At 44.4% G+C, this 16225-nt stretch carries 16 protein-coding genes; all 16 read right to left on the bottom strand.

Features of this window, described 5'->3' with window-relative positions; translation table 11 throughout:
• Positions 1 to 229: 229 nt before the first annotated feature.
• The 16 genes from Q0612_RS07610 to Q0612_RS07535 all read right to left on the bottom strand — a co-directional run bounded on the left by Q0612_RS07610 (position 230) and on the right by Q0612_RS07535 (position 16129).
• The gene (locus tag Q0612_RS07610) at positions 230 to 1066 is read right to left on the bottom strand and encodes an FAD/NAD(P)-binding protein (RefSeq protein ID WP_298882899.1); all 837 of its coding nucleotides are present in this window, start codon (positions 1064 to 1066) and stop codon (positions 230 to 232) included.
• A complete protein-coding gene (locus Q0612_RS07605; protein ID WP_298882896.1) occupies positions 1059 to 2117 on the bottom strand; it encodes a 4Fe-4S dicluster domain-containing protein in 1059 nt (352 codons plus the stop codon). Before Q0612_RS07605 ends, Q0612_RS07610 begins: the two co-directional genes overlap by 8 nt.
• A complete protein-coding gene (locus Q0612_RS07600) occupies positions 2110 to 3099 on the bottom strand; it encodes a 4Fe-4S dicluster domain-containing protein (RefSeq protein WP_298882893.1) in 990 nt (329 codons plus the stop codon). Before Q0612_RS07600 ends, Q0612_RS07605 begins: the two co-directional genes overlap by 8 nt.
• Positions 3087 to 3527 (bottom strand): hydrogenase iron-sulfur subunit, encoded by a 441-nt coding sequence (locus Q0612_RS07595; RefSeq protein ID WP_345740549.1) that lies wholly within the window; start codon positions 3525 to 3527, stop codon positions 3087 to 3089. The genes Q0612_RS07600 and Q0612_RS07595 overlap by 13 nt, the downstream gene beginning before the upstream one ends.
• Positions 3518 to 5506: a CoB--CoM heterodisulfide reductase iron-sulfur subunit A family protein gene (locus tag Q0612_RS07590; RefSeq protein WP_298882888.1), complete on the bottom strand. Its 1989-nt coding sequence runs from the start codon at positions 5504 to 5506 to the stop codon at positions 3518 to 3520. The genes Q0612_RS07595 and Q0612_RS07590 overlap by 10 nt, the downstream gene beginning before the upstream one ends.
• A gap of 11 nt (positions 5507 to 5517) precedes the next feature.
• On the bottom strand, positions 5518 to 5907 hold the full coding sequence (locus Q0612_RS07585) for a 4Fe-4S dicluster domain-containing protein (protein ID WP_298882885.1): 390 nt from the start codon (positions 5905 to 5907) through the stop codon (positions 5518 to 5520).
• Positions 5907 to 6710, bottom strand: a complete 804-nt coding sequence (locus Q0612_RS07580) for a CoB--CoM heterodisulfide reductase iron-sulfur subunit B family protein (protein WP_298882883.1) — start codon at positions 6708 to 6710, stop codon at positions 5907 to 5909. The genes Q0612_RS07585 and Q0612_RS07580 overlap by 1 nt, the downstream gene beginning before the upstream one ends.
• Before the next feature lie 256 nt (positions 6711 to 6966).
• A complete protein-coding gene (locus tag Q0612_RS07575) occupies positions 6967 to 8013 on the bottom strand; it encodes a YafY family protein (RefSeq protein ID WP_298882881.1) in 1047 nt (348 codons plus the stop codon).
• Positions 8014 to 8100: 87 nt separating this feature from the next.
• Positions 8101 to 9363: an MBL fold metallo-hydrolase gene (locus Q0612_RS07570; protein WP_298882879.1), complete on the bottom strand. Its 1263-nt coding sequence runs from the start codon at positions 9361 to 9363 to the stop codon at positions 8101 to 8103.
• Between the two features lie 167 nt (positions 9364 to 9530).
• Positions 9531 to 9698, bottom strand: coding sequence for a hypothetical protein (locus tag Q0612_RS07565; RefSeq protein WP_298882876.1), 168 nt, complete (start codon positions 9696 to 9698; stop codon positions 9531 to 9533).
• 169 nt (positions 9699 to 9867) lie between these two features.
• Positions 9868 to 10890 (bottom strand): hypothetical protein, encoded by a 1023-nt coding sequence (locus tag Q0612_RS07560; RefSeq protein WP_298882873.1) that lies wholly within the window; start codon positions 10888 to 10890, stop codon positions 9868 to 9870.
• Between the two features lie 309 nt (positions 10891 to 11199).
• Positions 11200 to 12141, bottom strand: coding sequence for a hypothetical protein (locus Q0612_RS07555; RefSeq protein ID WP_298882870.1), 942 nt, complete (start codon positions 12139 to 12141; stop codon positions 11200 to 11202).
• An 85-nt stretch (positions 12142 to 12226) separates the two neighbouring features.
• Positions 12227 to 12505, bottom strand: a complete 279-nt coding sequence (locus Q0612_RS07550; RefSeq protein WP_366517715.1) for a DnaB-like helicase C-terminal domain-containing protein — start codon at positions 12503 to 12505, stop codon at positions 12227 to 12229.
• Positions 12480 to 13004: a hypothetical protein gene (locus Q0612_RS07545; RefSeq protein ID WP_298882867.1), complete on the bottom strand. Its 525-nt coding sequence runs from the start codon at positions 13002 to 13004 to the stop codon at positions 12480 to 12482. The genes Q0612_RS07550 and Q0612_RS07545 overlap by 26 nt, the downstream gene beginning before the upstream one ends.
• Positions 13005 to 13577: 573 nt before the next feature.
• Positions 13578 to 14297, bottom strand: coding sequence for a hypothetical protein (locus Q0612_RS07540; RefSeq protein ID WP_277250000.1), 720 nt, complete (start codon positions 14295 to 14297; stop codon positions 13578 to 13580).
• A gap of 245 nt (positions 14298 to 14542) precedes the next feature.
• Positions 14543 to 16129, bottom strand: coding sequence for an AAA family ATPase (locus Q0612_RS07535; RefSeq protein WP_298882861.1), 1587 nt, complete (start codon positions 16127 to 16129; stop codon positions 14543 to 14545).
• Between the last annotated feature and the right edge of the window lie 96 nt (positions 16130 to 16225).

The following is a 16225-nucleotide window of genomic DNA, read 5'->3' as shown; positions in this document are numbered from 1 at the left end:
ACAGTTTTGTTATGAGCCATTAATATATCGTGGATTGCTTCTGATAGAAACGATATATTTATGGTAACGCCCCCTTCCGCCTCGCTACGCTCGGCACCTTCCCCAAGGGGCAGGCAAGACTAATAGCTTTTTCGTTAAACTTCATTAGCACATTCTTGGTTCCCCCTCGGGGGAACTGTCGCGCTAGCGACTAAAGGGGGCATGCATAGCAATTTTAGTATGCGAATAATCAATACTCGTCCGGCATCTCGTCCAGCTCATCGCAAGTAAACACCGGCCCGTCCTTGCACACATACTTCTTGCCAATATTGCAGCGACCACACTTGCCCACACCGCACTTCATGCGCAGCTCCAGCGTCGTATAAACCTGATTCTTCTCAAAGCCCATCTCAATCAACGCCGCCAGACACAGCTTAATCATAATCGGCGGACCGCACAGCAGCACCGTCTTATCCGGCGTAAACTTCAGGTCCTTCAGGAAGTTCGGCACAAAGCCGACATTGCCCGTCCAGCCCTCCTGCGCACGGTCAATCGTCAGATGCACGCGCGTATCCTTTTGCGCCGGCCACACATTCGTCAGCTCATCGTAACGCACAAAATCTTCCTTGCTGCGTGCGCCGTAAACAACATCAATGCTGCCGTAATCCTCACGCTTATCCAGCATATAATTGATTACACTGCGCAGCGGCGCCAAACCGATACCGCCGGCGATAAAGAGCAAATCCTTGCCTTTCAATTTATCCTCAACAGGGAAATGATTACCGTAAGGTCCGCGCACAGCAATCTGCTGGCCCGGTTCAATATCAAAATGCAAAAAGTTCGTAATTGAGCCGCAGCGTTTAATGCTGAACTCCATATATTTTTCGTTCGTAGGAGAGGAGGTAATGGAAAAAATCGCCTCACCCTTACCGGGAACGGAAAGAATAGCGCATTGTCCCGGCAGATGCTCAAACAGCTTACCGCCGCCGATTTTCTCCACGCGAAAGGTCTTTACATCGGCTGTTTCCGTACCGATATCCGTCACCACGCCAATCTGCGGAATCAAGGTATCCTGACAATTACACATCCTGCTTCACCTCCGCTTTTTCCAAGGCCTTGGCTACCTTGACAATATTCAGCTGCACCGGACACTTCTGCAGGCAGCGTCCGCAGCCGACGCAAGCATATTCACCCTCGTTGTTCTCCGGGAAATACACCAGCTTATGCATATAACGCTGGCGGAAACGCTCCACCTTCGTCTTACGCGGGCTGCCATGCGCCATCAGCGTAAAATCCTTCGCCATGCAGCTGTCCCAGCAGCGATAACGCTGCGTGCGCTCCTCTGTCTCCTGATAATCGCGGATATCGTAGCAATGACAGGTCGGGCACACATAGGTGCAGGTGCAGCAGGACAGGCAGCCTGCGGCCATCTGCTCCCATATTTTACTGTGGAAAGCCTTCAGCTCATCCTTCGTCAGCTCGTCATTTACTTTAAAATCATGCAAGGGCAGCACGCTCAAAATCTTTTGCGTCTGCTCCTGCTGCTCGCTGACCGCTGCCGCAGCATCCGCAGCTGCCTCAACCAGCACACCGCCATCGACAAGCTTCGCTGTCAGCTCCTCGCCCTTAGCTGTTACAGCCTGCCAGCAAAGCTCCTCACCCACCAGCCAGGTCTGCACATCCGTCTCCGGAGCGCCTGCGTCAATGCCAAAGGCATGGCAGAAGCAGGTTTCTTCGGGAGCACTGCAGCCTAAGCCGATAAGCACGCATTGCTCGCGTCTTGTCTTGTAATATGTATCAACAGGTGCTTTCAAAAACACCTTATCTAAAATCTTAAAGCTGCGCGCATCGCAGGCACGCACACCCATGACAATCGTCACGCCGGCAGGCGGAACATTCTGCTCCAACGCCAGCTCCTTGCCGCTCGTCTTAAAGGTCAGCAGATTTTCTACCTGCGGGAAGAAAACATCCTTCGCGCTGCGGTTTGTCAGCGATGCATCCAGCGCAATCTCCGCATCCTCGCGATACGGTGCGAAGTCCGCATGACCGCTCTTATTCTTGCAGGGCAGCAGCAGTATACCGATATTTTGCAGGGCGTCATATAACTTTGGCAGCTTATCCTTTGCTATCTTATACATGCTGCTCCCTCCCTTCTACCGCACTGTTGGCCTCAGGATCATTCTGCTTAAAGCTTACCTGAGGTGCAGGCGTTTCGCTGTCCGCTCCGGCCTGATACTGACCGAAGAAGCTGTTGATATCCTTCATAAATTTCATGTTCAGCAGCTCCAGATGAATTCCCTGCGGACAAACACGCGCACATTCGCCGCAACCGGTGCAGCGACCGGCAACGTGGAAAGCGCGGATAATATGATACATCTGCTCCTCAACCTCGTCGGCATACGCCTTTCCTGCTACCGGAGTATCGGGCTTATCAAAAATGCACTGCTCACAACTGCACGCCGGGCAGATATCACGGCAGGCATTGCAGCGGATGCACTTGGAAAGCTCGCTTTGCCAGAAGGCAAAACGCTCCTCAGCGCTCATCGCTTCAATCTCCTTGACCTTAGCGAATTTATCACCGGTAAACTGCGGTACAGGCAACGGCTCAGCCAGCTCCTCGTCCGCAATTTTATAAGCAGCACCCTTGCACATCAGGCATTTGTTCAGCAGCACGTCAGCCTTCGCCAGACGCTTTTCACCATAAGCAGTGTTGACAACAACCTCTTCACCATCTACGCTCACGCTGATGATACCCTTAGCACCGGCAGCCTTAATCTTGTTGATATCCAGCATACCGCTGCAGGGTGTGCCGATGGCGTAAACAAGCTCACGCTTAATGCGGTTATCCTTCAGCAGCTGGTTTACTCCGTATGTATCGCAAGGCTTTAAGAAAACAGCCGTCTTCTTGCCTGCATGGCTTGTTTCGATTAAATATTTGCAGAGATTGGCAGGGCAGAACTCGTTATAAACCAGCTTGTCGCATTCGTCCGCGCTGCTTACAGCAGCAGGTGCGTTATCGTAAAAGAATTCGCCTGCCTGCCAAGCCAGCACACACTCTACTGTGCCCTCTGCCAACAGTTCGGCTGCACGCTTCTGCAGCAGCTTTTCTATTTTTTGCATCGCAAATCCCTCAACTTTACATTCTCACCCAATGCCGCAATATGCTCGGCAAAATCGTTCATCACCTGTGCAAAGCGTGCGCCTTCAGCCGCACTTACCCACTCTACACGGAAGCGTTCACCGGCCACGCCCAGATAATCCAGCATACTGAGCAGCAGCGTCATACGACGACGCGCATAATAGTTGCCTGTCGAATAATGGCAGTCACCGGGATGACAGCCGCACATGATGACACCGTCCGCACCACGCTGAAACGCGCGCAGGATAAAGAGCGGATTCACTCTGCAGGAGCAGGGAACCTTGATGATTTTGATATTAGCAGGATAATGCTTGCGGGCCGTTCCGGCGCCGTCAGCACCGGCATAGCTGCACCAGTTGCAGCAGAAGGCAACGATTTTCGGTTCAAAATTTTTCTTCTCTAGCATAATGCATCCACCTCTGCCAGAATTTGTTGATTAGTAAAGCCCTGCAAATCCATAGCACCGCAGGGGCAGGCTACCGTGCAGGCACCGCAGCCCTGGCACAGCGCATTGTTTACCACCGCAACGGTGCGTGTTTCGCGCACGCCCAACTTAGTAATAACCTGCTTGCTCTCGCCGGTAATTGCGCCGTAGGGGCAGACATGCGTGCAAGCCAAGCAACCACTGCAAATGCTTGTATCGCACTGCGCAGTACAGGGGTTCGTCAACAGCTTATCCTTCGCCAGCAGGCCGACAACCTTAACAGCCGCCGCACCGGCCTGCGAAACAGTTTCCGGAATATCCTTCGGTCCCTGGCACATGCCGCTGAGGAAAATGCCTGCTGTCGGACTTTCAACCGGACGCAGCTTCGGGTGCGCCTCTACGTAAAAGTCATCGTTGTCAATGCTGGCAGTCAGCATCGTTGCCAGCTTACGTGCATCAGGAGAAGGCTGCACAGCCGTTGCCAGCACTACTAAATCAGGATTCAACATCAGCTTACGGCCGCTGTTCAAATCACTGGCGAAAACCGTCAGCTTGCCATCGCCGTCGACAACAACCTTGCCCACCTGACCACGTACATAATGCACGCCGTATTCCTCCACCGCACGGCGTTGGAACTCGTCAAAGCCCTTGCCAGGAGTACGTACATCTATATAAAATACAGTTACATCCACATCAGGATATTTTTCACGAATATACATCGCATGCTTGGCATTATACATGCAGCAGATTTTACTGCAATAGCTCTTGCCGCGGCCGCTCACATCACGCGAGCCTACGCAGGAAACGATGATAACCTTCTTCGGCTCCTTACCGGTAGACGGACAAACGAGATGACCTTCGGTCGGTCCTGCCGCGTTCGTCAGACGCTCCAGCTCCAGCGAGGTGATAACGTCCTTGCTGGCACCGTAGCCATATTCACCGAACTTGTCGAGAGGAATCGTTTTAAAGCCTGTTGCCAGTACAATCGCGCCGTATTTTTCCGTAATCAGCTCGTCCTGCTGCGTGTAATCAATGGCTCCTGCCGGACAGAGCTTGGAGCAAATACCGCATTTACCGGTCTTAAACTTGATGCAGGCCTCACGGTCGATAACAGGCACCTTGGGAATCGCCTGCGCAAAGGGAATATAAATTGCACCGCGATTCTTCAATCCCATATCGAATTCACTCGGAGTTTTGCGTGACGGACATTTTTCGGTACAGATACCGCAGCCGCTGCACATATCAGCCTTCACACTGCGTGCTTTTTTGCGGATGGTCACATCAAAATTACCCACAAAGCCGCTTACGCTTTCTACCTCGCTATAGGTATAGAGCGTAATATTTTCATGATTTGCCGCATCCACCATCTTCGGTGTCAGGATGCAGGCAGAGCAGTCGAGTGTCGGGAAGGTTTTGTCGAGCTGCGCCATACGGCCGCCGATTGTCGGCTCCTTCTCCACAATATCTACCCTATATCCTGCTTCCGCAATATCCAGCGCCGTCTGAATACCGGCAATACCGCCGCCGATAACCAGTGCGCGCTTCACTACCTGGCTTTCGCCGGGCTTCAGCGCTCCATTAAAGCGCACCTTGGCAATTGCCGCCTTGGCTAATTTAATCGCCTTCGCTGTCGCTTCGGCCTTATCCTTCAGCACCCAGGAGCATTGCTCACGGATGTTGGCAATCTCCACCATGTAGGGATTGATGCCAACGCCCTCCGCACATTTGCGGAAGGTTGCCTCGTGCATACGCGGCGAGCAGCTACAGACAACAATTCTGTCCAGCTTATAATCAGCAACAGCCTTGCGAATCAGCTCCTGGCCTTGCTCGGAGCACATATATTTATAATCGATGGCATAAGCAACGTCCGGAATCTGGCGCACTGCCTCTACCACCTGGGCAACATCTACCGTGCCGGCGATGTTGCTGCCACACCAACAAACAAAAACACCAATCTTTTGCACGTAGCTTCCCCCTATTTATTGTATTTTCTAAAGGCTGCCACCAAAAGCTGCTGCGGCATATCGCTTGGATAATGCTCTACGCTTTCGGCAGGCAGCTTGTTGTTGCCCTGCTGACGAATCTGCAGCAGGCGCAGCGCCTCCATAACGCGCGCCGGGCTCACGCCGCGCGGGCAGCGCTCCTCGCACGCCATGCATGACAGACATTGCCACGGTGCGTCAGCCTCCAGCAGCTCGGACGCATGACCACTGTTTAAGTCCCACACTACGCGGTGAGGCAAAAGGTCCATTTTAGACGCAGCTTCGCAGTTCGCACTGCAGTGGCCGCATTGCATGCAGCGACGCACGTCGGTAGCAGCAAGGCGCAAAATAGCTTCTGTCAATTGCTTTTCATCAACAGCCATTATTCCGCACCTCCTTCGCTCTCCGCAACACCAAGTGCTTCAGCAAGAAGCTCCGTAAAGTAACGCGTCGGCAGGCTGCCTGCGGCACCATTAGCCGTCAGGTTATATGTACACAGCGGGCAGGCCGTAACCAGCTCCTGCGCACCACAGCTTGCAGCATTATTTTTAATTTCGCTGACGAGCTTTTCGCATTGCGCCTTATCCTTCAGCGCCAGATAACCGCCGCAGCATTCATTGCGCATGCTGTAGATAACCGGCTCTGCACCCAACGCTTTAATAAAGCCTTCCATAACAGTTGGACCCTCTACGTCATCGAGGGCCAAAACCGCTCCCGGTCTAAGCAGCAAACAGCCATAATAAGCGCCAACCCTGCGTTCCTTCAAAGGATGGCTCACCAGCTGCGCCAGCTTTTCCCAACCGATTTCATCACGCAAAACCTCCAGGTAATGCAAAACCCGTGTTTCACCGGCATAAGGCTCCTCCAATTGCAGATAATTATTCACCTTTTGGCGAATCTCCGCATTCGTTGCCATATCGTGGTTCACACGTTTGATGACATGGTGGCACGCACTGCACAGCGTCACCAGAACGCCGCCGTTTTCACGCGCCGCCACAAGCGCACGCACCGCACTCAGGCGTTCGGCAATAGCATCAGGCGCCATCGGGTAAACCGCGCCGCAGCACTGCCATTCTGGCAGCTCCACCAGCGGAAAGCCCAGCACCTCAGCACAGCGTCGTGCTGCCATATCCAGCTGCTTCGCCTTCGTTGACAGCGTACAGCCAGGATAATAATTATAAATCATCGTCTTTCCCTCCTTCGCAAAGGACATAAAACAACCTTGACCAAAAAATTGCTTTATTACGTATCTATTCTACATTAATTCTGAAAATACTGCTAGTAGCAAAGAAAAATTTTCTGAAATAATGCCTGCAACATATAGGAGCACTACACGTGATTGCTATAAGCTTGTAAAAGCGCAAATTATCCACAGCAAAAAAGCACCGCCTGCACTGCAAAAACGCAGTACAAACGATGCTTTATTGATAAAATTATTTAGCTTAGCTGTTATACAGCTCAAGCTGCTTTTGCAAATATTCCCTATACGACTCGCGTACGCTGTCTGGGCCAGCGATAATTACATCGCCGGCAAAACCTGCCACCCAGCCAAAAAAGCCCGCGTCAGACTGCACTTCAACGCTCGTAGAAAAATAAGCCTTATCATCCGGGCAGTCGTACATATTAATCCTATTACCAAACCTTGCCAGAATATCAAGGCGACATTTCTGCTTGCAATGCAGACTAACTCGCTGCGTCGTACCATAACGCATATTAATATGCTCGCGCAGATAATCGCAGATATTTTTGCAAGAATCCTTAAGCATTTTGTAATCCGTGCTATCCGTCAGCTTATTCGCTGCTTTTCCCTGCACCCGCACATTTACCATACGCGACAGGCGGTAGTGACTGAAATTTTTGTATTCCCCCGTGCAGCCAATGACATAATAATCATCATTCATTGGCACGAAATAATACGGACTCACAAAATATTCCATTCCCTCATGGCTCAAATCCTTCTGCTGGGGATTGGGCACAAACTTATAGTTATATTGGAAGCTAATCTGCTTTTTATCCCTAATCGCCTCCATAATCTTATCAAAGTTATACTTCGTCTTACTTAGAGCCACATTCAAGCTTTCGTCACAAATAACAACCTCCTTCAGGAACTCTCTGTCAGAAGGTGTACCCAACTGAAAAATCTTATTCACGAGCTTTTTCGCATCCTCCGCTGTCAAAAAGCGGGCTGAAGCAACTGCGTCTGCCAACATCTTGAGCTGGTCACACCCGAACGGCTTATTCTCATAATTTAGATACTTGCCATCGTTATGGTTTTCACAGGCTTCCAGCTTGTAACCACACGCCTCAATAGTCTGCAAATCGCGCATAATCGACTTGCGGTCCGGCTCATGATCGCACACACCGTCCTCCAGCAGCTTCGTAATAATCTGCGTAATGTTCAGCGGATGCTGCTCATCCGTATTCTGCATATATTCAAACACGCGCAATAAGCGGCATTTGTTAAGATATTTTGCGTTCTGCTCTGCCATGCTATCAACCTCACTTCCAGTGAAACGCTCTGCGTAGATAATAACACACTACTCTGCTTTTCATAATATACGCAACTGCTAAGAAAATCAATACTGTCTGTACCTGATTTCCGCCTGCTCTGAATGAATTATCGCCACATACTCGCGTGGATTCACAAACCTGATAATCTCCTCCACTACCTCTTTTGACGCGTGCCCGCTCGTATGCAGCTGCACTGTATTGCAAGCAGCACAGGCCTCAGCCAGCTCCGCATTATAATACTCTGCACCTTTGTCCTTAATATAGCCTGACCATTGGGAATAAATCACGAGTGGCTGCAGGTCGCTATATTGCGTCGCCAGCTTTTGCAGCTTCTCCGCAGCCTGCGTTCCGCTCAGAAAAATCAGTGCGCCACGTTCACGCAGCTTTTTTTCCTGCAACTTGTAGGCCAGTTTATCCTCTAACACTTCCTTGTCTAGCAGCAGGCTGTACATTCCCGGCAATCTGACATGACTGTCCTGTTGGCAATTATTCAGATAAGCATACAAATCCTGCTTATATTGATAATAGCTCTTCACCTGCTCCAGCATATATCTGCTTGCCAGCACAATTTTATGCGCATCCCGTGCAGCACGATAAAAATTGCGCAGGCGGATAAAATTCGTCGACGAACAGATGCAAAAGACCAGCTTATGCTCTCGCATCAACGCACAAGCCTGCGTAAGAAGTTCATCTTCCGTCAGCAGCTCGCCCTCCTCGCGCGTCATATTTGTGCCTTCGGTAATCAGAATATCTACAGGCTTAGAACGCAGCTCCAAGCCCAAGACATAATGCAGCAGCAGCTTTTTAAGCTTCTCGCCCATAAAGCCATGCGTGCGGAAATCGCCCATATGCAAAATACGCTTATCCGGCGTTTCAATCAGAAACATCATCGCCGCCTCTGCCGAATGATCGATGGTGTAAGGCGTGACTTTAATATCGCCAACCTGCACAGCCTGCTGGGGCCAAAGCACATGATTACGCGTTTTGTCTTCCAAAATCTCAATCTGCTTCTTGTACTGCGCATCGTGCTTCGCCAAAGCGTGGTAAATATTGAGCAGCGCATAGCGGCACATCTGACTCATGTACAGAGGAATCCCAGGCAGTATTTTATCGAACCGCCCGATGTGGTCGCCATGATAATGCGTGAAGAATACCGCATCGTATTGCACCTCGCCAGAAGTCAAGCCTTCGACCTCCAGCTCTTCTTTATGCTTGCTGCCCGGCAGATTCTCGCCAAAATCAATGCAAATCTTCGTTGTGTCTGTGCTAATTAAAGTAACGCAGCCGCCAATCTGGTCGGCATGAAGAAATTCTATGTTAGTAGACATCTTATTGCTCCCTATTATTTATCTCAAACTATCATTGTATCTTAGCAGCTAAACCAATAATCTCTCATCTTCTGCAAAAATTCTTCTGTCAATGGATAGCCTGCACTCTCGCCTATAACAGCATCTATGCCACAATATGGACACAGTGCAGTTAAGCCAAAATCAACCTATTCTAACTCTTTAGTGTCAAAAACTTTAAGACAATGAAAACATCCACATCTTTTATCATGTTCAAGCATTCTTCTGTTAAACATAGAATATTCATGCGCTGTGATATAATCAGGCTCACATTTTTGTTCTGTATTATCATTTTTATGAAAATTTATCTTTTGCATTTTAGCTCCATCCTTCCTAACAAAAAACATTTTAGTAGTTGCATCAACTATGCTGTTTTCAAAACACTTTGTGAGAATAGTATACGATAAGTGATATGGCAAAAATGGTATAGCTGATGCTTGTTTTTGGGTAAAGAAAACGCCCCGAGCGCGGGGCGAGTGGCTATTCTTATTTATGAACGTTTATATCAATCTTTAAATCATATTGCTTTTTATTATACTGTAATTCACTTTCTATTCCATTATCGTTCATAATATTTATCACAGCATCTGTAGCATCTGTAATAAGAGGATGAAACTCATCAGCTAAAATCCAGCCTGTTATCTTTGTAATATTTTTAATTCCATCACATAGCTTATTGTAGCTTCTATCTGTCTTTTTAGGACTACGAATCGTTACATTTTGTTTTGTTTCCAAGCTATTATGCCAATACACATCGCGCATATAATTGCTGTAGAAAAATATTTCTGTCAAAATCCCCACCATTTTGTTTTTAGCCTTCAACTCATAGATATTAAATTCATTTCCATCTAATACCCAAAAATCTATTGCAGACTTTTTACCAGTAAAAACAGCAGTTGCATCAGACTTTTTATCTTTAAACAACCCTACAGGCAGTTGTCTGTTCATAACAACATTTTTATCTGAAAAATCTAATATCAACTTTCCAAGACTATCATCATCACAAAAACGTTTTTCAACATAGCCCTCTGTACCCAACACATCTTCATCATCTTCTGCTTCTTTTGAAGGTTCATTATTGACAAATTTACCACTACTTAAAAAATCAGCAAAATTTTTTCTCATAGCTTCTAATTCATCAGATAAGAAAAACCATTTGCCATATTGCTCTTTAAATTTTAAAATACGATACAAAAATCTGCCTAAATGCCCATTCGATGGTATTCCACCAACATATCTATCATTAACTACGCCATCTATATCTAGCATAATTTTTAAGTTCTTAATATTGGTATAAGCTTTTATAATAAAGCACCATGCTTCAAATGCTGCTGCATTATCTTGCATATTTACAGCATCTCCTTTACCTAATCCAACAGCTTTAGGCAAAAGAGTCATAGTTAAAATATGCTCTGAATCATCATAAGCTATCGTAATATCTCTAGGGAAAGCCCTCAATTTTACTCCTAGATTTTCTTTCAAAATTTTAACTGCATCTTGATTAGCCATCTTTAAAACCTCCAATCACAACTAAGATACTTACATATTCTCCACCATCAACTGAAACTTCTGCACTCCCTCTCCCTCACGCCTGCACGTGAACAGTTTATTTATGCTTCTTGCATTCATTATAACAAGCAGGCTAGGGCAAAAATAGTAGTTCACTAAATATGTTTTGTGCTATTTAGTTTTCAAAGAACCTTGTGAAAATAGTATACGATAAGTGATATGGTAAAAACAGTATAGCTAAAGTTTACTTTTGCAAGAAAAAAGCTGCGGCACTAAGCCGCAGCGAATGAAGTTCATACTTGCTTTTATTTATGCCTGATATTCGGTAATATCACGCATTTTATCAACATACAATCCATATCCGACATTAGACGCATTAGCAATCAAAATGTTAAACGTGTAATTATTACAATCTATTTTAGATAACACATCTCCCAGTTTCGTTTTATCAGGGTCATGGTTCGCAAAAATCAAAGCTACTTCAGGCTTATTTTCCGACTCATTTTCCGGCTCATTGAATTTTATTTTTACATCATATTGCTTCTCTTGAAGCCCATCAACCAAACCTAACTTACATTTTTGCTTAAATACTTCTTCCCAGTCCGTATATATCGCTTGACGCTCACTTAACGGTTTGGCAAAAAAATTCTTAAAATCTTCAAGATGTTTTTCTATACCAGCAGTCCCATCCAAAGCCTTGTCTCCATATTTCATTTCCATCAGCACAACAGAACATTTCCTATTATCTTTACGAATCCAAGACTTTGATTCCCATTTTAATGCCACAATGTCAAAACGTGATTTACTTCTATCGCTATCATCTGTATATTCAATATCAAGTATATAATAGTCTGTTGATTTGGAAATATCTCCTTGGTTATTGTTTTCTCTCACTAATAACTGCTGACATTCCCTTTCGTACTTAGGATTCTTATGAAGCCACATGTCCATCGCTTGTTTATAATACGGAATATCCTTGACAGCTTGCTGTATTGTAGGGTTACAAATTACTATAATCCCAGTATTTCTCCAAGCCTCTGTATCGCAATAATTTAAATCAAAAAAAATTTCATACGTTCTGCTCACCTTTTCTGTAATTCTAAAAAGGCTGCCACCACGATAATAAATATTGATGCATTTCCCACGCAACTCTAAATCCAAAGTATCATCAATATGCACCATATCTAACAATGGTTTCAACTCACCAGTTAACAAATCATCTAAAAAATCTTTAGAAATCGCTCTTGCCATCTTCAAAACCTCCAATCACAACTAAGATACTTACATATTCTCCGCAATCAACTGGAACTCCTGCCACCATTCCACTTTTATTAATTTAACAAGCTTCATCTCTTTTACTAAATCCTACAAATTTAGTACACTTCTTATCGAAAAACAAATTAACCGTATCAACAGGTCCATTACGATGCTTGGCGATAATCAGCTCTGTATGCTTGTTCTCCGTATCTGGTTTATAATAATCCTCCCGATAAAGAAAAGTAACAATGTCTGCATCCTGCTCCAAGTCAATAAGCATTGCACCCAATACAGCCTGCTCTGCTTCTATATTTTGCGGAGGTACTCTTTTCTCAAGAATAAATCCCACACTCCCCATCTCCCACACTTCTCACATCATCTTTATCCTTATAAATCTTATCATTAACCAAAAATCCGCCTTTTGGCAGCATAAACTCCCGCGCCAAAAATTCCACTACCTTTGCAGAATTTAACAACCTCTTAGAGCCATAAATCACAAACTTCTTCTGCTGCACTTCGTAAAGTATTCTGCCACGCGAAAGATAGTCAAACTCGTAACCTGTAAACTCAGGATATTTTTTTAATACATCTTCATACCAAATATCCATGTGAAAGACATTATAATCTATCTGCAAATCATCTGTATTGCTCTGCTCATCATAATCCTGCCCCCTCTCCACCACAGCATACTTTTCATCAAGCAATGGAGCTTTATAAATGATAAACTTACCCTTGCCTACGTGCCAATAAATCCCTATAAACGAATCAAGCAAATCTAGCGGAATAAGTTGCTTCAATGTTACAGGTTGTAAATCTTCTACCGTTCCTTCTACACGTCCTAAACCTTTAATCAGCATTGCGCGACCTCCTTGAGCTATTTTCTGCAATAAATTTTTATAGCTTCATTTTAGCGCAACAGCTGTGGCAAAAATGGCGCGATGTAACGTGTATAATGTTTGCTTATTTTCGGTAAACAAAACGCAATCCGCAAAATAACAAAAGCCAGACGCAGGATGACTTGCCCATCCCACGTCCAGCAGTTATAATAAAGTCCTCTGCAAAACAGCCTCTGTATATCATGTAAACCAAAGATTAGCTATTTACGCTTAACGTAACTACGAATAACGATTATCGTGTTTAGTCGCTTGGTGTTTGGCAGTATAATAATATGCATCCAGCATATTTATTATATCATCAAGCAAGTTGCGATTTTTATCCTAGCTCTGCACTTTTAACGACCAATAATCATAGCATAGGTATCTTAACCTCTCCGCCAAGACAGCTTAATATAGCCAAAATTTCTTTGTTTCCCATAATTTAGGAAGAAATATGGTTGCAATCTATAAATCAAAAGCTGTTTGCAGTTAGCTTTACTATCAATATTTAATTGCTTGCAGACATAAACAAATTACGCCTACGTATAAACAAGTTTATTTATTTTGCAGCTTCTCCAGATGTGTGTAAATATAATCAAGATCAGCAGTAACAGGGAAAGCAGGTACAGCCTTGTTATCTATCCTGCTTGTGAGCGCAGCTGCTTCAATCGCATCACTCAACTCACTCGTCAGCTCTAAAAGACGGTCATATTCAGTTTTAGCAGCCTGTACCGCTTCAAGTATAGGCGTTTTAACATGCGTTACTGTATATTCTGCTATCAGCTTCTCATTATTACGGCTAAAGGCAAGCTTTTGAACCTCGTCCTTTTCCGTTTCGCCCATATTTGCAATACAATCGTATAATGTAAGCGTCTTACGCAAATCATTAGCATAAATAACTGCTGCATCATAACTGTAAGCATTAGCACCAATCTTTAAACTAAGCTTAGTTTTAGCAATCGCTTCCGCCAAAAGTCTGCGGCAATCTGCCAAATAATTATAAACAGCAATCAGTTTTGGCAATGCATAACCTTTGGTATTATATGATTTTAATACCTTTACTTCATCCTTATAGATTTGCTGCTCCGTAGGAAAAAGGTAGTTTAATTCGCTACGTTTATAAACTTCCTTATTCACTAGAAACTTATTGGGATTAGCAGCTGCTGTTGTTTTAGTGTTAACAGGTGTTTTTATAATCTCCAAGTCATCACCAACAATATCAGTCATAAGTTTGCCAATCTGTTTTTGATATTGAAATGCCTTTTTTAAGTTCATGTTTTGCACCCTCTCTTATCTCATACATATAAAACTTCTACCAACAACTCAGTATTTGTCTTACTTCTTGCATTCATTATAACAAGCAGGCTAGGGCAAAAATAGTAGTTCACTAAATATGTTTTGTGCTATTTAGTTTTCAAAGAACCTTGTGAAAATAGTATACGATAAGTGATATGGTAAAAACAGTATAGCTAAAGTTTACTTTTGCAAGAAAAAAGCTGCGGCATAAGCCGCAGCGAAAATCATTTTTTCATCTCTTCAATCAAACATTGATGTTTTTTGTTCTTCTTATCGTAATTAATGCCTACCAACAAAATATTTCCTGTGTACTGCACAAGTGACTCAGGATATTTCTTCTCTTTTATCTGTGCAAGCTCAGCTTCAGCAGATTGATTCCATTTAAGCTCTACCAATAGCGCAGGATAGCCTTCAGCATACTCTGCTTTCGGTAAAAACACAAAGTCAGCAAACCCTCTACCAGTTGGCAGCTCTCTAATTGGATTAAAATAATACTCCATAGCACTCAGATAAGCTATCGCCAGAACACTGCTAAGAGAGTTTTCATCGTTATATTGAATAACAGACGCATATTCCTGGTGAATTTTCTCAACATATTTTGCAACTGCTTCTGCATCCATATCCAACGTAGCATTTAAAAGAGCTTTTGAAGCACGTTGAAAATCAACTAACTCATTCCACTTTTTTCGCTTTACTGCTGCCAAAAACTCCTCGCGAATTTCTTCGTTAGGAATAAACGCCACCTTGAGCTTCTGGTTATAAGCAAGATAGCCAAGATGAATCAAAACCGTCAGCACATCATCACGATCTGTAAAGTTAACCATATCATTTTGGAAAGTTTTAGCATTGACGCTAACAATATCTCCTGACAGCATCTCTATTATAGCAGCCTTTAAGCCATCAAAGTCCATATTAATCAATGGAACTATCATTGCATAAGTTCCTGTCTGTGACCAATAACTTTGAAATTCCTTGCGCAGCATCACGCTGACAACCGCTTTAGGATTATAGATATGCTCATTGCCTAAAAAATAACCATCATACCAACGCTTTACTTCTGTAAAATCAACATTGTATTTAGCGCACAATCCCTGTACTTCTGCTTCCGTAAAGCCAAAATAGGAAGCTAAACCGCCAGGTGCAAGCATAGTAAATTCTTCAAAGTTATTTAATGCGGACTGTGTTTTAATTTTCTTAATCGGCAAAATACCTGTAAGATAAGCTAATGCAAGATATTTTTCCGGTTCTGCTCCTTTGAACAAGCCTCGCAAAAAATTAATATATTCTTCCTGAACAGCAGTATTTGTGGCTTCATCACGCACCAAAACATCCCATTCATCAATAATAATAATAAATTTCTGCTTTAAGGCAGCATTTATTTTGGAAAGCGCACCATAAAGATGCTGAACATCCGCAAACTCTATCTCCGGATATAATTTTTTCAATTCACCAATGACATTTTTGTTTATATAACTAACTATATTCTCTGCTGAACCAGCGTCCATCATACACCACTGAATATCAAGATGAATCACATCATATTTATTCAAGTATTTAGAAAAATTTTTGTCATTGCTAATCTCATAACCAGCAAACAACTTCTTAGAATCAGCCCCTCTACTATAATATGCTGTCAGCATATCTGCAGTGGTTGATTTACCAAAACGCCGCGGACGACTGTTGCAGATAAGAGCCTGCTTCGTACCCAGCACTTTATTAGTATAAGCCAGCATACCAGTTTTATCTATATATATTTCTGAAGCAACTGCTACCTGAAACGCACTATTATCAGGATTTACAAATCTGCCCATCATGCCCTCCTAAAAATTCTTCTTACTTATGATTTTATCATTCACTATGATAATTAGCAAGCAAAGCTTTTATCACTATTTTACGGTGAAAATGAC

The sequence above is a fragment of the uncultured Phascolarctobacterium sp. genome (genome assembly GCF_937920985.1).
GTDB lineage: Bacteria > Bacillota > Negativicutes > Acidaminococcales > Acidaminococcaceae > Phascolarctobacterium_A.
This window is presented reverse-complemented; position numbering and strand designations above follow the sequence as displayed.